The following is a 20,524-nucleotide window of genomic DNA, read 5'->3' on the forward strand; positions in this document are numbered from 1 at the left end:
CGGCTGGTCAGTCAGCCGTGACAGCAGCGAGCCATATTCACGGCGCGCCACGCGGCTGCCCTCCGGCGTGATAAGAATATCGCGCACGCTCTGCCGGATATGATCGATGTCCGTCACCGCTTCGCCGGTGTCGCGGTTCATGCCGAGATACATCACTGCGGGCCTCCTGATAAATCGCCGCCCGACTTCACTTTGTCGTGCTGATGCTTGTCTGCCACGATGCCGTTAGAGGACATCTCGCCGCCGCCCTGTGTCACGTCGCCATTGATCACCGCATCGCCATTAATACTGGTCTGGCTGGCCTGTACCCCAAACTGGTCGGTGATCAGCTGAATGCCGTCCACCGCTTCAATGCGCACGCTTTTAATGTTCTTTATCAGCAGCTGACCGGTTCCCGGCTCGTACTGGAACCAGCCACCGTCCTTAAACACGGTGGTGGTGCCGCTTTCCGAATAGTCTGGCGGCGGGAACGCTTCAGAATAAATGGCGGGCAGCGCAAAGGCGGTTTCCAGATTGCCGCCCAGGCTCAGCAGCACAACCTGTTCCCCGACGGTGGGCTGCCACCATGTGCGCGTATTACCGGCGCGCAGGGTGAGCCAGTTAATCCAGTTGGTTTCGAGATCGCCCGTTTTTACCCGGCACAGCCAGTTCACCGGGTCCACTTCGGACACTGTGCCGGTGCGGATCAGGTTGGTGATAAGGCGCATGATTTCAGTAAGTTGTGAGTTCATGGTTCGATTATGAGAAGCTGTCATAATGATACCAAGTAAGTGAAGTTGTACCAGTGACCACACAAGGATTAACAAATGGCAGTTAAAAAACTAGATAATCAGCTCTTAACATTTGAATCTGAAAATGAGATTTATAAAGATATTGAATGTAGTATTGAAATTGAGGATGATACGCACTGGAATAAAATAAATATAACCACATTTGACAGTTCCATTATAAAACTTAATGATAAAAAAGACGTTCGAGTGGTAATATCCACAAAAAACATCACTGGAGACATATCGAAAAAAAAGGAATTTATTGGGACTTCAATTACAGAACTTGGCATATCTTGGGGAAACGTAACAACAATTAAATTTTCATTAAAACCTAAAGAAGTGTTCATCACGCAAAGCATCGAAGGTATAAAAAGAAAAAGAATTGGTTTAATTACCTATTACATAAATAAATCACCGATGTTTTCCCCGAGAATCATTACGCAAGCCAATCAACATGGAAATGTAAAAAGAAAAAAAGGTGAAACCTTATCAATTAACATTGATAATGAATACGATGTTAAATCGGACGCATTTTTTTCATACACCAGCAATGATGGACACTTTGAATCAGACCAGTACCAAGCATTGACCACCAAGACCAAAAAAACTAAAAACATAAAAGAAGTCATTACTAATGAAATAGAACCATCAATTGAAGATATTCTTATCCTAATGACTTTTTTGTGTGATAGAAAAGTAAACTCTGTAAACTGGAGGGCTGAATTCAGCAACAAAATTATCTGGAATTACAAAAGCAACAAACTAAAGCCCAAAGATATTCATAATGAATATTTTGCCGAATTAATTGAAAGGAACCTCATAGACGAATTTTTCGAAAAAACTCTTCCTATATATAGAAACTCCACCTTCAAGAGAGAAATAAATAATTGCATACACTCTTTAACAATAGGAAAAAAGACTGTAGTTGAATTAACATTCCTATCATATTTTCAAGCATTAGAATCCATAATTCTTGCATTTAAAAGAAGCACCGGAGCAGAGTTCATACTCGCTAATGACAAGTTTTCATCATTAAAAAAAACATTGGCAGCCATCATTAAATCTGAACTTATTAATTTTAAAGATGAGCGCAGAAAAATAAAAAACAAACTTAATGAACTAAATCGACCATCATTCAAAGAGTCAGCTCTAATGTTATTTGAAAATTTTAATATAAAAACAAACGATACTTGGCCTCTATTTGATGACAAACAAAAAAACATCACAGGATTACTGACCATTCGCAATGTTTTAATACACGGAGATTTGCTCCCAAGTGAACAATTCACTAACATTATCATTGCAATGGAACACCTAAGAATAATATTAATAAGATGTATATTCAGCCTGCTGAGTTGGGATGTACTCAAGACTAGAGTAAGCGAAGGATTTTTACTTCAAAACCACAATTTTTTTAAACCAAAAAGCAAAGAAACATCTATTTCTGAGCTAAATGAATATTTCACAAGCAAGTGATAAAAAATGCAATTATTGGCATTTCACTTTTCAATCAACCAACGCAGAATTATCCTTTGCACCAAGCTTTCCACCTTGTTATTTATGCCCAGCAGTGGCCGCTCTGCATATTTAACTACATTGCCACGCCTGTTCACCCGATCCCGCAGCCCGTAATGATGAACGCGGGCAAGCCTTTGCACCGCAGGCACAAAGGCGATCTCTGCTGAATCCGCATTTGCCTGCGCCTTGAGATACTTCGCCGTCTTAAGCTTTGCAAACATCTTGCGGCGAATTCTTCCCGGCTTCGTCCGGGCCGTTACCCGGCGCGGTTCCCATGCACTACCATCCGGGGAGCGCTGCGCGGTGATATTAGCCTGCTGAATGCGCCGCACGTCCCGCGCCACCTCGCGCAACATTTTTTTCCTTGCCGCCGGTTCCAGCTTTGCCAGTAGCGCAGCCAGCCAGGCGTCCACCTCATGCAGTTCAGCCATGTTTCACCGTCCAGAATTCCTCCGGCGTCTGCGGCTCTGCCACTGCCTCAATGCGGGTTTTGCCGTCCGCAACAGTGGCGACAACCCGCTCGGTCAGCTTCAGAGTGATGCTGATATCGCAGCGATCATTGCCGAGAATATCCACCTCAAACGAAAACAGCGTTTCCCGCGCAGCGCTGTTTTGCAGCGCGTCCGGCTGGTTTTCCCGCAGCCAGAACAGCACCGGGGCCATCAGCAGATTCTGGTCGCCTGTGAAGTCAGTGATCACCACGTTCAGCGTGTAGCGATACTCCCACGACATCGACGTGGCAGAGGTGGCAACCAGCTGGCCGTTATCCACAAACAGGTGCAGACGGTCCGGGTTTTCAGCCACATAGGCCACCAACTTATTCAGGGCGAGGCGTAAGGACTGCGGCTTGTTCATCGTCTTTTTCCTGACAGCTGATGATGGTGTCTACCTTATCGGCACAGACCGCCCAGGCGGCCTCGGTTTCATCCAGCAGGGCCAGCAGCTCGCCGTTGCTGCGCGGCGCGGACAGGTCCAGCTGGCAGCGGGTGACTTTCGGACAGCCACTGACGGTAAGCGCCACCTCCGGCGAGGGCCGGTCGCTGCCGCAGCCGGATAACAGCATCAGGCAGGCGGGCATCAGACCAGCGGCGAAAGTCTTCATTTTCACGTTTCAGTTCCTCAATGGTGCGCTGTCGGTCACGCAATAATTTGCCGTTCTGCTCGGCGGCGGCATAAAGCTGCGTCTGCGCCTGGCTGTTGGTCTGCGTCAGGATCTTCAGGGCAATCAGCTGGCCGTTTTTCTGCGACAGCTTTTTGCCCTGCCCCGCGATGGTGGTCTGCTGCGTGCTGATGGTGTTGTGTGCATTACTGAGCCGCCACGACTGCACGCCGATTACGGCCAGCAGCAAAACCACCACCGCCATTACCGACAGAATGCGCATCATGCTGTTGCTCCTTTCAGGCACCATGCCAGTTCACGCTGACGCCGGTTTTTCAGCCCCGGATTAACCACGCCGTTGACGTATACCCAGCGCGGCAGCTGATAACACGCCTCGCGCCATTTATTCTGTTTCAGCAGCATGACCATCGTCGAATCACAAACGTTGCCGGTGCCGACGTTAAACGCCAGCGACACCAGCGCGTCATATACCGGCTGCGGCATGGTGACCGCAGCGCAGCGCGCCAGTGCCGCCTCAACGCGCAACACGTTACGGATAAAATTGCCCGCCGCCTGCCGCTCAGTGATGCTTTTGCCCGGCACCACGCCGGACGTGTTACCAATGCCGTCGGTCCACCTGCCCGCCTCGCACTGGTAAGGCTTCAGGCGGCACCCTTCAGCGTCAGCAATCAGCCTCAGTCCCGCCACCGACGTGTGCAACTGCTGAAACCCCGGCAGCGTGGCGGCAAGGGCCAGCACCGCGCCGATAGTGCAGCGCTTAACGGTTTGCAGATTCATATTCCTCCTGCGTGATGCGCCCGCGCGCCAGCAGCTGGTAAGTGCGGTGCTTGTAATACCAGCTGATCAGCGCCATCAGCAGGCCGATAAATACCCCGGCCACGGTGGACACGTCTTTCAGATCCATGCCACCCAGCCACGCCATCACTACCGCAATGCACCAGGTGATAAAGGTGCTGATTTTCTCCCACATGATTCAGTCCCAAAGCTGGACGGCCTGCACGATGGCCGCCGTTGTCACGTCCGGTAGCTCCACTTCCAGCCCGTGCGGCAGGATAGGGCCGTGTTCCGCCAGCCCCGGATTGGCCTGCAAAACCTGTTCGGTCATGCCCTGCGTGCGCCCGTAGTGACGCCAGCAGAGCGCGTCCACCGTGTCATACTGCTGCGCACGCACTTTCATCAGATCAGCTCCACCGTGCAGTGCGGCATGTTCTGCACGCGACTGACGGCCCAGCGGGCGTCGCGCCACAGATCGCCAGTGCCGTCCGCCAGTTCCTCACCTCGCCTGACCGCTGCGGCGGTGGCATCAAAGTCCTGATAACGCTCGTTCAGCACCGCGCGGGTCCAGCACCACACGGCATTCTGATAGTGGTGCAGGCGCGCGCTTTCACCGGCCAGACGCTCTCCCGGCACCTCGGCCAGGCTGTTAAACCCGGCCAGTTCCTGACGCTCGCGCCACGGGTACAGCTCCGCGTTGATTTCCGACATGGCAGTAAGCACCACCTGCCGCAGACGCTCCGGCGTCACGGTGCCGTCTACGCGCATCGCGCTGCGAAATTTCGCCAGATCGATATCGGGCCAGAATGAGTTGTTGGGGATAATTTCCGGCGTTCCCGCCGCCTTTTGCGGCGCTACGAATTCCATCAATTGCTACTCCTGAAAAGGTTGGGCGGTGGACAGGGTTTTGATGCGGCGCTGCCTGTCGCCACCCCGTGCCGCCCCGCGCGTGGGCACGTCCGGTTATCAGCTGGCGTTACGGATTCGCCGCGCCAGCTGCTCAATGTCTTTTTTCACACCGCTGCGCTCATCAAGCAGCATCGCCTGTTGCAGATGGTTCAGCGCCGCAACGGGCTGCGTGTCGCGCAGTAACCAGCCAGTTGACTTGTGCAGGCGGGCGCGGGACTGGTCGGGCATATCCAGTTCCCCCGTTACCTCCAGCGCCTCCAGCAACAGGGCCGGATCGAAGGCGTTGTTTGCCTGAAGGGCATTTTTCGCCGCGTCGGCCATTTCCTCGGCCAGCAGAGTCTGCACGTTGCGGCTGAAACCCTGCGGCATCACCCAGCCGTGGCGCAGGGCGTGACGGCCAATCACCAGCGCACCGGCATAATCACCGGCGTCAATGCGCCAGAGCATCACGTACATCAGCACGTCATCCTGCTGTGCGCCATCGGCGGCCAGTACGCCGTCCACCCACGCGGCATACTTCGGCAACACTTCAATTTTGATGTCGGCTTTTTTCACGGTGGACTGAATACCCTTGAGGCGGCGGCGGTCTTCACCAAGCTGCATCAGCATCAACTCATAGCCGCTGGCGTGGCGAACACTGCCGCCCTGCCGGGCGGCCTGTTCAGCCTGAATGCGCTGGCGGTGCTGCCGTGCAGGACTCAGGCTCATGGTTTAGCCCTCTGCAACGGCAGGCTGCTGGGCAGCCGCCACGATTTCAATGTTTTCAACCAGCGCCGCACAGCGGTAATCCTCCACCACATACGCCTCGTTGACTGATTCGAAGTTTTCGATGCGGTCACGCTTTGGATTATCAATCAGCGAGCGGCGGCGGGAGTCCTCCTGCCAGTAGATGGAGAGGTTATCCAGGCGGGTGATCAGCACGGCACTGGCCGGAAAATAGGGCGCACGCACCGCCTGCAAGCCACCCATGCGTTTCTGGCTGATAATGAGATCGGCGGCCAGCTTTTCCGTGTTCGCCTGTTCGTTGTTGACCAGCGGAAAATACTTGTCCGCCAGCAGCTCACGGCCACAGATCACCACCAGTCCGTCATCATCCTGGAAGATGGGATCGATCAGTTCACTTACCGCATCCATTACCAGCGCGTCGAGGTTGGCGTAAGTGCCCCCTTTGCCCACTTTCACCGCCTCTTTGGTGGTGACGCCATCTTTGGTGCTGCTGCCCATTACGTTATCGGGTGCATCCTCGCGGACCTTCTGCAACCAGCCCTTGTTAACGTCCTGCAACAGCGGATTTTCCGTGCGGTTTGAGGTGCGGGCGCGTTGCGTGCCGTTAAAACCGATCATGATGCGGTCCAGCGCCTGACGCTGCACGATGGCATTGCGGATACGGGTCTGGAAATCCTGAAACTTCGCCCACAGGTCCAGCCTGGCGTAAGTGATCGCCGTATCAAAGTTGGTCTGCTCACACTTATAGGTGATATCTGACATGCTCGTTGGATCGGACGGCTCACGCTCTTTCGCGCCGGTGTCGGTGGTCCCGGCAATGGTGCTGCCAACGCCGAGGCCCAGCAGCTGGCCGGACTGCTCGGTGACGCCAATCACGTTAATCAGGGTCAGGAACGCGGCGGACTGCTGAATGGTATCTTCCAGCGTCTGCGCCACGGACGGCTCCACGCTGAACTTACCGTGCAGCTCGTCCTGCTGAACGTTATACACGCGCGCCAGCTGCACCAGAAAAGCGTTGAAGGCAAAACGGGTCTGTTTTTTCATGGGGTTGCTGCTCCTTTAGCAGTTGGTCAGATGTCCGGCTGGCGCATTGCCACCCGGCGTGCGCGGGCGAAAATCCCGGCGGCCGTCTTCACGCTCCAGCGTCGTTTTCAGCTCGCTGAAGGCATCGCCCTGCGTTTTCAGATCATCACGCTGCTGGTTAAGCGCAGTTTCCAGCCTGCCAAGGCGCGTGACCTGTTCAGCCAGCGCCCTGTCGGTGCGGGTGCTGTAGTCCTGCTGTTCCGTGGCAATCAGCTCAACCGCCTGATGCACGTCATTAAAACGGGCATCCTCTGACTGCTGCTGTTTGCTGAACATGGCTTTAATGCGGGTAAACAGCGCGGGCTTATCCTCTCCTTCTTCCAGTTCGATCACGGTTTCGGTGGCCGCCGTAAACAGGTTTTCCGGGTGCTGCTTGCGGTTTGCCAGCGGGTTCAGTTCGGCTTTCGCGCTGAAGGCCAGCATTTCGGTGCCGAGGCTGGCCGGATCGTCGGTGGCGGCGAGGCCGATCAGATAGGCTTTGCCGGTGTCGGCAAATTTGGTGCTCACCTCCATTGAGGTAAACAGCTTCTGTCCCTGTTTCACCAGCGCCACCAGAGAGGGCGTGGGCAGGATGTCGGCATACAGCGCCATTTTTCCGGCCAGCGGGCCGTCGGTGATTTCTTCTGCAACCAGCGCACTCACCGTGCCATAACGGTTAAAGGTGCTGTCCGGTGCGTAAGATTTGATGTGTTCCAGATTGATAGTGGCGGTGTACACCGCCGGGCTGTAGGCGGCGGCCATCTGCACCAGCCATTCGCGGGAAATTTCGCGTCCGTCCGTGGTGGCACCTTCCACCCCGATCCGAAAACGTTTTGCAGTTACTGTCATGAGCCAGGCTCCGTTAGGTAAAACCTCTGAGAGCCTTATGTTTGCGGCTCAGAGACACTGAAACAACGCAAGCACGTTGTACGGCAGGCCACACAATGAGGCACAGCGGAAAAGGGTGTGCCGGAGCCGTATTTTGGGACGATGACAACGACACCCGCCCCCGAAGACCTCGATCCCCGCAGGCAGGCTTTAATTCTGTACTTTCAGGGATACCGTATCGCCCGCATTGCTGAAATGCTGGGAGAGAAACCCGCAACCGTTCACAGCTGGAAGAAGCGCGATAAGTGGGGCGAGTATGGCCCGCTTGACCAGATGCAGCTGACCACCGCCGCGCGTTACTGCCAGCTCATCATGAAGGAGCAGAAAGAAGGGAAAGATTTTAAGGAGATCGACCTGCTGGCGCGCCAGTCAGAGCGCCATGCGCGCATCGGCAAATTCAGCAACGGCGGCAACGAGGCGGATCTCAATCCGAAAGTAGCAAACCGCAACAGCGGACCGCGTAAGCCGCCGGAAAAGAACGTTTTCACCGACGAACAAATAGAAAAGTTGCAGGAGATTTTTCACGGCTCGCTGTTCGGCTATCAGCGTAACTGGTGGGATGCGGGCAACCGGCATCGCATCCGCAACGTGCTTAAATCCCGCCAGATTGGTGCCACCTTCTACTTTGCCCGCGAGGCGCTGATCGATGCGCTGACCACCGGGCGCAACCAGATTTTTCTGTCGGCCAGTAAGGCGCAGGCGCACGTTTTCAAACAGTACATCATTGAGTTTGCGAAAGAGGTGGACGTCGAGCTGAAGGGCGACCCGATGACGCTGGCGAACGGCGCGTGCCTGTACTTCCTCGGCACCAATGCCCGTACCGCGCAGAGCTACCACGGTAATCTGTATCTGGATGAATATTTCTGGATACCGAAATTCCAGGAGCTGCGGAAGGTGGCGTCCGGCATGGCGCTGCACAAAAAATGGCGGCAGACGTATTTCTCCACACCTTCGAGCCTGACCCACAGCGCGTATCCGTTCTGGTCCGGGGCGCTGTTCAACCGTGGCCGGGCAAAAGTGGATCGCGTGGATATCGACCTGACCCACCCGAACCTGTCGCCGGGGCGCATCTGTGATGACGGTCAGTACCGCCAGATTGTCACGGTGGAAGATGCGGTGCGCGGCGGTTGTAACCTTTTCGACCTCGATCAGTTACGGCTGGAGTACAGCCCGCCGGAATACCAGAACCTGCTGATGTGCGAATTTGTGGACGACCTCGCCTCAGTATTCCCGCTGCAACTGCTGCAAAAGTGCATGGTGGACAGCTGGGAAGTGTGGGATGACTTCGAAGCGCTGGCCCTGCGCCCGTTTGGCTGGCGGGAAGTCTGGATCGGTTACGACCCGGCGAAAGGGACGCAGAACGGCGACAGCGCCGGATGCGTGGTGATTGCGCCCCCCGCCGTGCCGGGCGGTAAGTTCCGCATTCTGGAGCGCCACCAGTGGCGCGGCATGGATTTTCGCGCCCAGGCCGAGTCCATTAAAAGGCTGACGCAGCAGTATAACGTGACTTATATCGGCATTGACTCCACCGGCGTCGGCCTCGGCGTCTATGAGAACGTGAAAGCGTTCTTTCCGGCGGTGAAAGAGTTTGTCTATAACCCGAACGTAAAAAACGCCCTGGTGCTGAAGGCGTTCGACATCATCAGCGGCGGACGCCTGGAGTTTGACGCCGGACACCTCGACATCGCGCAATCCTTTATAGCTATTCGCCGTACCACCACGGCCAGCGGCAACCGGCCAACCTATGAAGCCAGCCGCAGCGAAGAAGCCAGCCACGCCGATTTAGCCTGGGCCACCATGCACGCGCTGGCAAATGAACCGTTGCAGGGCGAATCCGCCCACACCCGCAACATTATGGAGATTTTTTAAATGAGCAAACGCAGAAACCGCACCCGCACGCAGCCCGTGCAGCAGAACAACATGACCGGCGGCGCAGCGGCTGAAGCTTTCACCTTTGGCGATCCGATCCCGGTGCTGGACCGCCGCGAACTGCTGGACTATGTGGAATGCGTAGTGCTGGACAGGTGGTATGAACCGCCGGTGAGCTTTGACGGGCTGGCGCGCACCTTCCGCGCAGCCGTGCATCACAGCTCACCGATCAACGTGAAACGTAACATTCTGACCAGTACCTTTATCCCGCATCCGCTGCTGAGTCAGCAGGCGTTCAGCCGCTTTGTGCAGGATTATCTGGTCTTCGGCAATGCCTATCTGGAAAAGCGCACCAACCGCCTCGGCGGGATTATTTCACTTGAGCCGACGCTGGCAAAATTTACCCGGCGCGGGACGGATCTGGACACCTACTGGTTTGCACAGTACGGCATGACCACCCAGCCCTACCAGTTTACGCCCGGCAGCGTGTTTCACCTGATGGAGCCGGATCTCAATCAGGAGATTTACGGCCTGCCGGAATACCTGTCCGCCATCCCGTCCACCCTGCTTAACGAGTCGGCCACCCTGTTCCGCCGTAAGTATTACCTTAACGGCAGCCATGCCGGTTTTATCATGTACATGACCGACGCTGCGCAGAATCAGGAAGACGTGGACAACATCCGCAAAGCGATGAAAAGCGCCAAAGGGCCGGGCAACTTCCGCAACCTGTTTATGTATTCACCGAACGGCAAGAAGGACGGGATTCAGATTATCCCGCTGTCTGAGGTAGCGGCGAAAGATGAGTTTTTGAATATCAAGAACGTGAGCCGCGATGACATGCTGGCCGCGCACCGTGTGCCGCCACAGATGATGGGGATCATGCCGAATAATGTTGGGGGCTTTGGGGATGTGGAAAAGGCCAGTCGGGTGTTTGTGAGGAATGAATTGATGCCGCTGCAAAAAAGATTAGAAGAGTTAAATAATTGGATAGGTAAAAATATAATTAAATTTAATGAATATAAGTTGGAATAATCCAGACGCCGCCTTATAAAAAGGTGGCATCTAAATTTCAAGCTCCAAAGAATATATACCTTTTTTTGCTAAACATTGATTTTTATTTTCTATAAGCCTGATATTATCGAGAATCCAAATATAATACCCATCCTTCCAAGCCCTACCTAATTTCACGCTATCAGGTTGCTCCAAAAAGTCTTCATATGTCCATTTTTTATAATCTACAACATCGACCATCGCTTTCGCACACCCACTTAGATCTTCATCACCATCTTTTAAATATCTTAAATTTTCAACAAGAACCAAATTGAAAAATGGTAACACAGGAGGCAACCAAGATCTTATTTCAACTTTTTTAGAACCTGACAATATATTTTCTACAGCGGGATATATTATTGATAATGCATCATATTTTTTCATTTTACATTAAATTCCCTTGCTATTACCTTATCATAATGATACTACTTCCTGTGAAATTAACCAACAAAAGGTTTTGAAAATGATATTTTTTATAGCAGGAGCACATGCTGTAGGTAAAAGTACCATCTGTGGTTTATATGCAAAAGAGAATAATTTTATTCACAAAAGCGCAAGCGCACTGATATCTGAAGCTAAGGGGCATAACTTCAACCCAGATAAAAAAACATCAACTGCCGAAGAGAATCAGAATTTTTTGATTTCAAAGTTGTCCGAGATAAGTGAGTCTGATTCAAACTTACTGCTTGATGGTCATTTTGTTTTGGTTGGAAGTCAGGGCGAACTAATTGAGTTGAAAAAAGATGTTTTTAAAAAAATGAAACTCGATGGCGTAATTCTAATCGAGTGTGAGGACATAAAAATTGAGGAGCGCTTTAAAAAAAGAGGAGCTACTCTTCACTATTCAGCAGCTGAACTTAGAGAAAAAGAAAGAAAGAATGCCGTTGAAATATGTGAGGCATTATCAATTCCATTACTAATTCTGAACGAACCAACTAATGAAGACTTTTCAGTAGCTTTGAAAGAAATTAGCTGATAATGATAAACAGGCCAAAATTGCCTGCTTATCGTTTAGTCAGATATAACGGAAAGACTGGGGAGGAACAGCTCCGGGGATTAACTCGGATAAGGATAGCGGGCTCTCATAGCGGCGAGGATTTTTTACCGCAATTGCAAATGCTCTGTTCTTATCTGAAAAATATTCGTCGAAAAATCCACGGGTAATTCCTGCATATCGCTTAGTAATAGTCCAGAGCTCAGATGGCTCAGATGATATAATCTCATCTATTTCGAACTCTCCAATGACTTTACCCACAGGCATAGTTGCATAGATAACAACCGTCTTGACTTCTTTGTTACGAAACATTGTCTTTCTGAATTCGAACCTTTTTTGTCCATCTAAAATTGATTCAGCATATTCAGGTTTAATTGACAATAAGACTTTCATTAACCTCTCCCGCTTCAAGTATTGCCCTTAGATGAGCATCACTTAACCGTAAAAAACCCCAATAATTGCTATTGTCGTATCCAGTGATTTCCATTAGCTCTTTCCTTATAATACGTTTTTTTAACGGGAAGTTATAGGAAAACTTGACGACGTGAGGGTAATTTTTTCTTCTATAGAGTAAGCCAAGCTCTGAATCAGTAAATACGCTATAGGGAGCGCAGTAAGACTTGAATTCATCGATACTAGAAAATTCATTAATGTTTTTGTACTCTTCTACAACACATACAGATGTTGCTACTGCTCGATAATAAGCCATGTTAGGCTGGTCAGTTGTCCGATAAATTAAAAGGTTATCGCCGGCCTGCAAATTGTCCATCCCCTTCATCCCTGCGAGATAAACTTTATGGATGCTATTTGTATGCGATACATCTTTAATTATAGATTCATCCTCATTATTCAAAATTGAATCAGGAAACAATCTTGTGTGCCACTCTGGTTTAACACTAAGAAGGAAATTTCTTTGATTCATTCTAACCATAGGATAATTTTTAATAGACATGACTAATCTCTCCAAACAAAATCTTTAAAATAAACACCCTCTTGCCCACTGTGGGTTTGTTCATTTTTTCTTGATGTTAAGATAAACCCATACTTTGTTAATAACCTTATTAATCCTTGGTGTTTATCAAAAATTGTCACTTAAATTTCATCAATACTGTATGTAAGAGAAAAGTCAAATATTTTCCTAACGAACCTATCGCCTAATTTAGTACCGTGACCATCTATTTTGAAAGTTCCACATTTGACTCTCTTCTTTAATGGAAAAGGGGGCGTCATATCATTAAGCTCTTCTTCTTCAACTTTTAAATAAAGAAATCCATCAATTACCAGTGCTTCATTGTAAGAGACATATGCCTGCGCTTCCCCCTTAGACACGAACCACTGTTCAAACTTAGGATAATCAGACTTTAGCGAGTCAAAAAAAGGATCTGAGAGATTCACATCCTTGAATTGTTGGTATTGGAACGACATTCAGGTTTCCTTTATTGCTGAGTATGGTCACCACAAAATCTACGCCAACTGTTAAGATTTGTAAATATTTACGTGAATGCGCGCGCTCGTACCCCCGCCACGCCTGCCCGCTTTATGTAGCGGTTTTCATGCACCTGCATGACATAACTAAAAGCCCGCCAGAACTGACGGGCCGGGGTTAAAACGATCCTCAAACGATCATGCGAATTCATGCAGCATAGTCATGCACTACACATGAACGCTTCGCAAGACCCGCTACTTGATCTTACAGACGGTAAAAACCAGTATATCGTCCGTAAGATTAGCTAATTTAACCAACTGTCGTCCTGCCAGACCTGCTGCATAATCTCCATCACTCGCTTTTTGTCTGCGTCCAGCTTTAACCCGCTGAGTTCAACACCATTGGCACTGCCCTTGCGGATACGAATAGCTGTATTGGGATAAAAAGGGCGCAGATTACGAGAAAGCTCGGACTCAAGTGCATCAAGTGTTGCCTGGCTAATCTTCTGCTCTTTATCGATCATTATTTCAATGCGCATACAGATTCCCCCTGGCTCATGACGTCCATTGAGCGGCTATATTCATGGCTGCGAATTTTCGCCATTAACTCGTCAGTCAGCTCTGACACCCACTGGATAGCCAGTCGCTTTTCTTCATCGCTGCATTCACTGGCCGCAACAAGCTTGATAAAAAAATCAATGCGCTGGAGCTTCAAAGACTCCAAAAGATAATCCTGCACTTTTCCTCCGTCACTGCGTTATAACATTGAGCACTGTACATAAATATAGTGTATGTATATACAGTATAACGAGTATTTCTAAATGTAAAATGATTTTTAACATTCAAGCAGACAAATCTTATAACGAGCTTTAGCAGCCCCATTCAGTACCATTGCTGCCATTTATCATCTTCCTGCAACCGCTGATTACGGTAGAAAATGCGTAATCCGGCAGAGGATGGAATACTGCCGCCGCGCATAAGCAGATCAATCTCTGACTCGCTGCCATCAAACCCTCTCAGACTCAGTTCCGCCTCAAGCTGCTGGCGTTGCTTATCCGTAATGGTCTGTTTATAGGCTTTTTTCCGCTTAGGTTTAACCAACCTGAGCCTGGCGATAAGTTCCCGCCGTTCCCTCTGGTTCATGTTATGAAGGTAATCATGTAGTTCCTTCTCATTCATCGTTTTAATATCGGGTAAATCCCCCCCTGTCTGGTTCAAATTTTCAACAGGGGGACAGTTATTGCCACGAGTCCAAGGGGCGCAAGCGCCCTGGTCGGCTGTCGCCTCCTGAACGTCAACGGCCTTACGAACCTTTTTCCACTTCACCGCATGTGTGCAAATCCGGCCCTCGGCAATTGGGGACCAGATGCCATAGATACGGATGCCGTGATCGCCGTAGGTGCCCGGCTCGTCGTTAAGCTCGTAGGCCGTTCTGACAAGATGATGTTTGCGGGGGACCAGCACGCCGCCCTGCTTCATGATATAAGTAGCAAAACAACCCGCATCAGCAGCAGCAAGCACTTCATCCAGACGCGGGTTATCCAGCACCGCCGTGCCCGCTTTGCTGTTGCCCTGTACTCTTGCGGCCTGTCCGGCCAGTAACCGCAGCTCGCGGTATGCCTGACGTCCGGGAATGCCAAAGAAGCGGAACTGCTGGACACGATGCAGTGATGCCCAGGCACTGACATGCTCGGCGCTGTCGCGCAACGATTTGCCGGTTTCCTTACTGATTTCTTTAGCCAGTCCCCGCCCGTCAATATTCTTGCTGATGTATTTGGCGATATAGCTTGTTGGCGTGCCTTTACGTGGATTAATAAGCTCGGATTTGAAGCGCGGCCCGGTATTGTTGCCAAGCTCCTCGCGGTCTTCGCGGATGGCAAATTTACGCAACATGGCGGTGATAGAGCGGCGTTCTTTTTTACGCATAAAGCACAGCAGGTGCCAGTGTACGGTCCCATCGTGGTGCGGTTCGGCAACGCGGATGCCATACCAGCGCAGCCCGGCTTTGTGCATTGCTTTGCGGAAAGCAGCAAAGGTATCCACCAGATAATCACTACTCTGCCGGACGGTGGCACGGGTCCACTTTGGATTCGGTCTGCCGTTGTTCAAAGTGGCATGGAAGCGCGACGGGCAGGTGATGGTGTAGAAAACCGCGCAATCACCGCGCATTTCTGCAATCAGCTCAAGCCCTTTTACGCAGGCCATCATTTCATTACGGCGGTGCGCTGGGTTGCTGGCGCTGGCGTTTACCACGTCTTCCATGTCCAGCGTGTCGCCGTCTTCGTTGACCAGCTCATGAGAGCGGAAGAACTCCAGCGATTTGCGGCGCTGCTCGCGTTTGTGGATCACGGCTTCATAGCTGACATACGGAGAAGCTTTCCTGTTGACCAGACACACGGCGCGCAGCTGTTCTTCCCGCCACTCGCAGCGCATCTGCCACAGTTTGCGATACCACCAGTCAGCACACAGCATCCGGGCCAGCGAAGGCGGGATCAGGTCATAGGGTACAGGCTTACGGCGGCGCTTTTTACGGCGCAGATGCTCAAAGGCCGGGGGGATTACATCAAGCCGCATCGCCTCTGCGGCGACCTTTTCCCATGACTGGCGGATCTGTTCCGGCTTTACGTCATCGGTAACAAACAGATCGCCGCAGGCAGCATCAAGACACATGCTCATGTGTGCCGCGACCAGTGTGGCAAGGCGTTTAACCTGGTGCTGATTCATTTCCGGCAGGATAAGCAGCCCCTCCAGCCCGTCCCGGCTTGCCATAAACCGGAATGACGGCGACACCTGACTGTCGCGCACGCGATCCAGCCTTTCAAGGCACGGCCTGATTGTTTCGCGCAGATAGCGGGACCAGGCTTTTGGCCTCCCCAGCTTGTGGAAATACTGAATCCGCTCCAGCAGAGGTTTGCTGATATGGGACGGCATGGCGTTTACATCAGCCAGTATCACCAGATCGGAATTGAAGCGCTGTTGCTCGCGGGCCATTTTAGCCCGGCCAATCAGCCGATCCTGATCCATTTCACGCTGAACAGGATCACGCGATTCATTGAAGAAATAGCGATCCCACACCTCATCACTCCGCGCCTCACGGCGCAGCTGTTCCTGCTCATTATCCGCAGCGTAAAGAGCGATCAGGTTTGAAAGCGCAGAAACCGGCGCAACGTTCGTTGGGTCGGTTTTTGGATTAACTGCTTTTTTTGGTTTATTCCATGGAAAGGCTAAGGCGGCCTCATCCGAGCCGCCCGCCGTGAGTACATTGGGGGAAGTGAACTTACTTAACGTCACGCCTGCACCGCTGAAATAACCGGGTGCATATCTCTGTGCGCCGGATAAACCCGATTAATGCGGTCATGCCCGGCAACGGCAATGATTTCCTGTGCAGACTTGCCTGCCCCCTCAGCCACGCCCATGCTGCGCTTTGCAGTAATGCGATGGCAGGTGAAATCACGATAAAGGGAACGGGTCAGGAGCGTGTCGCTGTTGGACACGATAACCGGGTGGCCTTCTGATGACCGGCGCGCAAGAACAGAGGCCAGATGATACTGATCGCTCTCTGTAAAACCGGCGGTGTGATAACCGCTGAATGTGCCATTGTAAGGCGGGTCGCAATAAATGACGTCTCCTGCCTGCAACAGCGCCAGCGTCTCGTCATAGCTGGCACAAATAAAGGTGGCGCGTTTCGCTTTCTCCGCAAAAGCAAAGATTTCATCACCGGGGCGGTATGGCTTTTTATAATTGCCATACGGTGTATTAAATTTTCCCTGTTTGTTATAACGACACAGCCCGCGATAGCAATGGCGATTTAAATATAAAAAACAGGCCGCGCGCTGAATATCACTCAGTTCCGAACTGGTGTTAAAACGTTCCCTGATAAAGTAATAACCGGCGGCGCTGTTAAATTCGATAAAATACTCACGAATTTCGGCCATGAACTTATGCAGGCTTTCAGAAATAACCCGGTACATATTAATCAGGTCGGGATTAATATCAGCAACAAGATATTGCGGGTAATCTGTCGCCATCATCACGGCACAGGAACCCGCGAACGGCTCAACCAGTCGCGTGCCAGCAGGCAGGTGTTTTTTCAGTTCAGGCATGATGGCGGTTTTGTTACCCGCCCATTTAAGGATCGTGCTCATATCACACCGCCGTTGTAATGTTTACTTTTCAGTTCTGCCATTTCCTGACAGGTGACACAGCACTGCACGCCCGGAACAGCACGGCGGCGCGCTGGCGGAATAGGTACATCACAATCAATGCAGAGAACACGGGAAACGCCCGGCTGCCTGTTGCGCGCAGTGTGAATGTGGCGCTGACGTTCTTCTTCCACACGCTGCTGTACAAGATCCATTGAATCAGCCATCAGCGAAGCTCCTGAGACTGATTTTCAAAACAAACGGCCTCTGTATCCAACAGCTCAATGATTTCAGTCGCGGTCAGTTCTTTCTTCCGTGCATGAATAGCGATGGCAGACAGTCGAAAGGAAACGGCCAGTGCATCATCACTACGCTGCTCATTTTTTGCCTTACTCAATAAAGCAGTAAGCACAGCCTCATCGGCTTTGAAATTACGGGTTTCAATATTTCGCATTTTTATTTCTCCTGAATGCAGGCAAAGGAATGCCCGGCGGGTTTACGCCACTAATTTCGGTATTGGGTTAATTCGGCATGGTTAACCGTTTGGGAAATAAGCTCACCACTGCACGAAAATGATTCATTGCTTTAATCAGCTCCCGCTTTTCGTCAGTAGTCAGATCACTGATATTGACGCCGTGACGCTCTGCCGGGATTCTTGCCATATAAAATATGGCTGCCAGTGCCCGCTCATTATGTTTATGATTCATATCGCGAGGGTCACGCATATCTTTAATAAACCTTTCCAGCTCCGGCTCAATATTCAGACCGAACACTTTAGCCCTTAATTCCGCAATATGATTAAGCGCATCCAGCCTTTGACCGGGGCTTAATGGAACAGTCGCTGTAGCGCCTTCGATAGCCATGATTTCCCCTGTTTGGTTGTTGACAGGTCAGCCAGCAGTACAGCCTGAGAGCGGCAGGGGCACCAGCGCTTGCCATCTTTTCCCAAAATCCAGCCGTGGCCGTAGTGCATAGCCGGGCTTTGTCTGGTGAGAAGCGATGCAAAAGAGTGTTCTTTCGTTGACATACTCGCCTCACAGCAGACCGAACGACGCACCGAGGCCCGTCACGGTATCCACCGCGCCTGCCATCGCCGGGTTAGCCTGTAAACGCGCCTGCATAGAAATGGCAGCCAGTGCCATCAGGCGGGTAACTGAGTTAATGCTGCATATCGCATCACGGCGGCCTGCGGTAGTTTTCACCTCACCAGAGACGGCACCAGCGGCTACGCGCCCGATTTCCGCAGTCGCGCTCATGACATAAACCGGCAGTTTATCTTTTGCGACTTCATTAATCGGAACACATGGCAGGCAGTGGATCTGTGCAAGAAAGCCATCAACCAGCGCTGAGTCTTCAGTCAGATCGGTCAGCAACCAGATTTCGGGCGGAGTAAGCAGGTGCGGCTGCTCAGGGTTCAGCTTGTTACGCAACGTCTGTACGTTCATTCCTGCACGTTTTGCCAGCTTTGCCATGTTGTGGCGCAATGCAAAAGCCCGGCAGGCTTCATCAAAATGTGGGTGTTTCGAAATGCAATAATCAAACATGATCGGAGCTTCCTTGATACTCATAATGAGACTTGAAGACCAACCATGATTTTGAAATTGGAATGCCCAAGTGATTCACGCGCCTGGTCAATTTTGTACATCAGGTAACGCAAACGTACATGATCCTTGTTTTTAACCTTTGGAACTAAGTACTTAGCCAGCTTCCCATGATGAATTTTTTGGTAAACCGAGCCACGGGAGATCCCTTCCCATTCTGCGAACTCTGCTGGAGTTGCGAACTCTTTTGGTACACGAATTGATATATCTGTGCTCATAGTGCAGTATCTCTTGGTTTATTATCGTTTATATCTCGTTTTATATGGTTTTGTTTTGCTTTTCAAACCATGAGTGGATATTAAGATCACTTTTTATATACGTCAAGGGTTTTGCTTATGAGTTTAATCAAAGCAGGAAACGATAGCGGGGGTCGCGATGCGATCAATAGGCTCATCAAGGCTTACAATTTCAACTCTCGCCAACAGCTTTGCGAACATCTTCAAGTATCAAAAAGCACTATGGCAAACAGATACTTACGAGACAGCTTTCCGGCAGAATGGGTGATCCAATGCGCCTTGGAAACTGGGATATCGCTTCTATGGCTGGCAACCGGACAGGGTGAGCTGGTTATATCTGGTTCAGAAAACAAAGATCTCAAAAGCAAAACCACCATTACAGTAAGACCAATTTCTAAAATATCTTCTGTAGGCATCCGACATGCGGAGTTGAAGAATGGTGAACTTCAATCGGATGGCGAAATTTTACTGGATAGTCGGTTGCTGGACTCTAACGCTGATGATTCGCTTTTTGTAAAAACAGCAGCAGACAGTTTTATGGTTGATACATCTGTGAAACAAATTAGTAATGGGCATTGGCTGGTCGATATTGATGGTGTAAGAAGCATCGTCAAAATTGCACGCATCCCAGGAAACAAAATAGTGGTTCACCAGGATGGAACATCTTTTGAGTGTTCTGTCGATGACGTGGAAGTGGTAGGACGTGCAGTCAAAGTGATAAAGAGCATCTGAATATGACCATCAGGAAACAGCCGAATGGAAAATGGTTGTGTGAGTGTTACCCAAATGGGCGAGACGGCAAACGTATGCGTAAGCAGTTTGCTACCAAAGGCGAGGCTATAGCTTTCGAAAACTTCACTATGGATGAGGTGAATAAAAAACCCTGGCTGGGTGAGAAGGAAGACCGGCGGCGTTTGTCAGAGATAATAGAACAATGGCATTCGCTGTATGGGCAGACGCTCGCAGACCCAAAGCGATTAATGGCTAAACTGCAAATTATATGTAATGCCCTGGGCAATCCTGTTGCTTCAGAATTAACGTCCGGCGACTTCACCAAATATCGCGAAGCGCGCCTGAAGGGAGAGGTTAAAAACGATACTGGTGCACTGCTCCCACCAGTCAAGCCAAGGACCGTTAATCTGGAACAAAGCAACCTTTCGGCAGTATTTGGCACCTTAAAAAAAATGGGGCACTGGCCTGCACCAAATCCGCTTGCTGGATTACCACGTTTTCGAATTGCAGAGGGTGAGCTTGCCTTCCTAAATAGGTGCGCCTAATACCGCTACACTTTTGCCTGCCCATGTTTCGCCCCGGGGAATGGACTGACGGTTTCCATAAAATGGCTAACCTTCCTCAGCAGTTGCCACATTGTCCGGCACCGATGATTCCGGGTTATTGTGTCGTGCAGTGCCTGCCATAGCCGTTCAACGTGGTTCACCC

Annotated in this window: 31 protein-coding genes and 3 pseudogenes; 6 read left to right on the forward strand and 28 right to left on the reverse strand. The window is 50.9% G+C overall.

The window, feature by feature from the left end; all coding sequences use genetic code 11:
• Together BG55_RS07445 and BG55_RS07450 are read right to left on the reverse strand one after the other, a co-directional pair.
• On the reverse strand, window positions 1-153 hold a 153-nt coding region (locus BG55_RS07445), incomplete at its 3' end, for a GPW/gp25 family protein (RefSeq protein ID WP_034936059.1).
• Window positions 153-731, reverse strand: coding sequence for a phage baseplate assembly protein V (locus BG55_RS07450; RefSeq protein ID WP_034936067.1), 579 nt, complete (start codon window positions 729-731; stop codon window positions 153-155). The genes BG55_RS07450 and BG55_RS07445, both read right to left, overlap by 1 nt.
• Before the next feature lie 75 nt (window positions 732-806).
• Between BG55_RS07450 and BG55_RS07455 the strand changes: the two genes are divergently transcribed.
• Window positions 807-2,246, forward strand: coding sequence for a hypothetical protein (locus tag BG55_RS07455; protein ID WP_034936068.1), 1,440 nt, complete (start codon window positions 807-809; stop codon window positions 2,244-2,246).
• 23 nt (window positions 2,247-2,269) lie between these two features.
• On the opposite strand, the gene BG55_RS07460 is transcribed toward BG55_RS07455, so the two are convergent.
• From BG55_RS07460 to BG55_RS07505, 11 genes and pseudogenes are all read right to left on the reverse strand, one after another.
• Complete coding sequence (locus BG55_RS07460; protein ID WP_034936070.1) at window positions 2,270-2,719, reverse strand: phage virion morphogenesis protein; 450 nt, start codon at window positions 2,717-2,719, stop codon at window positions 2,270-2,272.
• Window positions 2,712-3,143, reverse strand: coding sequence for a phage tail protein (locus tag BG55_RS07465; protein WP_034936071.1), 432 nt, complete (start codon window positions 3,141-3,143; stop codon window positions 2,712-2,714). Before BG55_RS07465 ends, BG55_RS07460 begins: the two co-directional genes overlap by 8 nt.
• The gene (gene lysC, locus BG55_RS23205) at window positions 3,106-3,390 is read right to left on the reverse strand and encodes an Rz1-like lysis system protein LysC (protein WP_235192733.1); all 285 of its coding nucleotides are present in this window, start codon (window positions 3,388-3,390) and stop codon (window positions 3,106-3,108) included. The genes BG55_RS07465 and lysC overlap by 38 nt, the downstream gene beginning before the upstream one ends.
• Window positions 3,320-3,697 (reverse strand): annotated as a pseudogene (gene lysB / locus BG55_RS07470) (Rz-like lysis system protein LysB); the annotation flags it as partial. The pseudogene lysB and the gene lysC, both read right to left, overlap by 71 nt.
• A complete protein-coding gene (locus tag BG55_RS07475) occupies window positions 3,670-4,185 on the reverse strand; it encodes a lysozyme (protein ID WP_034936072.1) in 516 nt (171 codons plus the stop codon). The gene BG55_RS07475 and the pseudogene lysB, both read right to left, overlap by 28 nt.
• Entirely contained in the window at window positions 4,166-4,378 is a 213-nt protein-coding gene (locus tag BG55_RS07480; protein ID WP_034936073.1) for a phage holin family protein, read from the reverse strand. The genes BG55_RS07475 and BG55_RS07480 overlap by 20 nt, the downstream gene beginning before the upstream one ends.
• 3 nt (window positions 4,379-4,381) lie before the next feature.
• Window positions 4,382-4,585, reverse strand: a complete 204-nt coding sequence (locus BG55_RS07485) for a tail protein X (RefSeq protein WP_034936074.1) — start codon at window positions 4,583-4,585, stop codon at window positions 4,382-4,384.
• Window positions 4,585-5,049, reverse strand: coding sequence for a head completion/stabilization protein (locus BG55_RS07490; RefSeq protein WP_034936077.1), 465 nt, complete (start codon window positions 5,047-5,049; stop codon window positions 4,585-4,587). The genes BG55_RS07485 and BG55_RS07490 overlap by 1 nt, the downstream gene beginning before the upstream one ends.
• 99 nt (window positions 5,050-5,148) lie before the next feature.
• Window positions 5,149-5,799, reverse strand: coding sequence for a phage terminase small subunit (locus BG55_RS07495; RefSeq protein WP_034936080.1), 651 nt, complete (start codon window positions 5,797-5,799; stop codon window positions 5,149-5,151).
• Between the two features lie 3 nt (window positions 5,800-5,802).
• Window positions 5,803-6,861 (reverse strand): phage major capsid protein, P2 family, encoded by a 1,059-nt coding sequence (locus BG55_RS07500; RefSeq protein WP_034936081.1) that lies wholly within the window; start codon window positions 6,859-6,861, stop codon window positions 5,803-5,805.
• Window positions 6,862-6,876: 15 nt separating this feature from the next.
• Window positions 6,877-7,728, reverse strand: coding sequence for a GPO family capsid scaffolding protein (locus BG55_RS07505; protein WP_034936083.1), 852 nt, complete (start codon window positions 7,726-7,728; stop codon window positions 6,877-6,879).
• Window positions 7,729-7,869: 141 nt separating this feature from the next.
• On the opposite strand from BG55_RS07505, the gene BG55_RS07510 reads away from it, so the two are divergent.
• Entirely contained in the window at window positions 7,870-9,636 is a 1,767-nt protein-coding gene (locus tag BG55_RS07510) for a terminase ATPase subunit family protein (protein WP_034936085.1), read from the forward strand.
• Window positions 9,637-10,668 carry a phage portal protein gene (locus BG55_RS07515; RefSeq protein WP_034936087.1) on the forward strand — a complete coding sequence of 344 codons (1,032 nt, stop codon included), beginning with the start codon at window positions 9,637-9,639 and terminating at the stop codon, window positions 10,666-10,668.
• Window positions 10,669-10,698: 30 nt separating this feature from the next.
• Here the strand turns inward: BG55_RS07515 and BG55_RS07520 are convergent, their stop codons facing one another.
• Window positions 10,699-11,070 (reverse strand): hypothetical protein, encoded by a 372-nt coding sequence (locus BG55_RS07520; protein ID WP_034936089.1) that lies wholly within the window; start codon window positions 11,068-11,070, stop codon window positions 10,699-10,701.
• Window positions 11,071-11,149: 79 nt separating this feature from the next.
• Here BG55_RS07520 and BG55_RS07525 point away from each other — a divergent pair, with 79 nt between their 5' ends.
• Window positions 11,150-11,662 (forward strand): ATP-binding protein, encoded by a 513-nt coding sequence (locus BG55_RS07525; protein ID WP_034936090.1) that lies wholly within the window; start codon window positions 11,150-11,152, stop codon window positions 11,660-11,662.
• Window positions 11,663-11,701: 39 nt separating this feature from the next.
• On the opposite strand, the gene BG55_RS07530 is transcribed toward BG55_RS07525, so the two are convergent.
• The 13 genes from BG55_RS07530 to BG55_RS07585 form a co-directional block, all read right to left on the reverse strand.
• On the reverse strand, window positions 11,702-12,073 hold the full coding sequence (locus BG55_RS07530) for an ASCH domain-containing protein (protein ID WP_034936092.1): 372 nt from the start codon (window positions 12,071-12,073) through the stop codon (window positions 11,702-11,704).
• Window positions 12,051-12,632, reverse strand: a complete 582-nt coding sequence (locus BG55_RS07535) for a hypothetical protein (RefSeq protein WP_034936094.1) — start codon at window positions 12,630-12,632, stop codon at window positions 12,051-12,053. The genes BG55_RS07530 and BG55_RS07535 overlap by 23 nt, the downstream gene beginning before the upstream one ends.
• A 140-nt stretch (window positions 12,633-12,772) precedes the next feature.
• Window positions 12,773-13,105 (reverse strand): GNAT family N-acetyltransferase, encoded by a 333-nt coding sequence (locus BG55_RS07540; RefSeq protein WP_235192734.1) that lies wholly within the window; start codon window positions 13,103-13,105, stop codon window positions 12,773-12,775.
• Between the two features lie 305 nt (window positions 13,106-13,410).
• Window positions 13,411-13,644, reverse strand: coding sequence for a DinI-like family protein (locus tag BG55_RS07545; RefSeq protein ID WP_034936098.1), 234 nt, complete (start codon window positions 13,642-13,644; stop codon window positions 13,411-13,413).
• Entirely contained in the window at window positions 13,629-13,844 is a 216-nt protein-coding gene (locus BG55_RS07550; protein WP_034936101.1) for a hypothetical protein, read from the reverse strand. The genes BG55_RS07545 and BG55_RS07550 overlap by 16 nt, the downstream gene beginning before the upstream one ends.
• Window positions 13,845-13,987: 143 nt before the next feature.
• Complete coding sequence (locus BG55_RS07555; protein WP_034936104.1) at window positions 13,988-16,396, reverse strand: replication endonuclease; 2,409 nt, start codon at window positions 16,394-16,396, stop codon at window positions 13,988-13,990.
• Window positions 16,393-17,250, reverse strand: a complete 858-nt coding sequence (locus BG55_RS07560) for a DNA adenine methylase (protein ID WP_052018742.1) — start codon at window positions 17,248-17,250, stop codon at window positions 16,393-16,395. Before BG55_RS07560 ends, BG55_RS07555 begins: the two co-directional genes overlap by 4 nt.
• A complete protein-coding gene (locus tag BG55_RS07565; protein ID WP_034936106.1) occupies window positions 17,247-17,474 on the reverse strand; it encodes a TraR/DksA family transcriptional regulator in 228 nt (75 codons plus the stop codon). The genes BG55_RS07560 and BG55_RS07565 overlap by 4 nt, the downstream gene beginning before the upstream one ends.
• On the reverse strand, window positions 17,474-17,701 hold the full coding sequence (locus BG55_RS07570) for a DUF2732 family protein (protein ID WP_034936108.1): 228 nt from the start codon (window positions 17,699-17,701) through the stop codon (window positions 17,474-17,476). Before BG55_RS07570 ends, BG55_RS07565 begins: the two co-directional genes overlap by 1 nt.
• 67 nt (window positions 17,702-17,768) lie before the next feature.
• The gene (locus BG55_RS07575; RefSeq protein ID WP_034936111.1) at window positions 17,769-18,110 is read right to left on the reverse strand and encodes a DUF5347 family protein; all 342 of its coding nucleotides are present in this window, start codon (window positions 18,108-18,110) and stop codon (window positions 17,769-17,771) included.
• Window positions 18,074-18,274, reverse strand: coding sequence for a phage filamentation protein Fil family protein (locus tag BG55_RS21810; RefSeq protein WP_071994994.1), 201 nt, complete (start codon window positions 18,272-18,274; stop codon window positions 18,074-18,076). The genes BG55_RS07575 and BG55_RS21810 overlap by 37 nt, the downstream gene beginning before the upstream one ends.
• 7 nt (window positions 18,275-18,281) lie before the next feature.
• On the reverse strand, window positions 18,282-18,791 hold the full coding sequence (locus BG55_RS07580) for a phage regulatory CII family protein (protein WP_034936113.1): 510 nt from the start codon (window positions 18,789-18,791) through the stop codon (window positions 18,282-18,284).
• Between the two features lie 20 nt (window positions 18,792-18,811).
• Complete coding sequence (locus BG55_RS07585) at window positions 18,812-19,066, reverse strand: hypothetical protein (RefSeq protein WP_034936116.1); 255 nt, start codon at window positions 19,064-19,066, stop codon at window positions 18,812-18,814.
• A gap of 117 nt (window positions 19,067-19,183) precedes the next feature.
• Here BG55_RS07585 and BG55_RS07590 point away from each other — a divergent pair, with 117 nt between their 5' ends.
• Entirely contained in the window at window positions 19,184-19,816 is a 633-nt protein-coding gene (locus BG55_RS07590; protein WP_034936119.1) for a phage repressor protein CI, read from the forward strand.
• A 2-nt stretch (window positions 19,817-19,818) separates the two neighbouring features.
• Window positions 19,819-20,346, forward strand: a pseudogene (locus BG55_RS07595) (phage integrase); the annotation flags it as partial.
• A gap of 20 nt (window positions 20,347-20,366) precedes the next feature.
• On the opposite strand, the pseudogene BG55_RS22480 reads toward BG55_RS07595, so the two are convergent.
• Window positions 20,367-20,524: pseudogene (locus tag BG55_RS22480) on the reverse strand (IS630 family transposase); the annotation flags it as partial.

The organism is Erwinia mallotivora, assembly GCF_000590885.1.
In the GTDB taxonomy this organism is placed as follows: Bacteria; Pseudomonadota; Gammaproteobacteria; order Enterobacterales; family Enterobacteriaceae; genus Erwinia; species Erwinia mallotivora.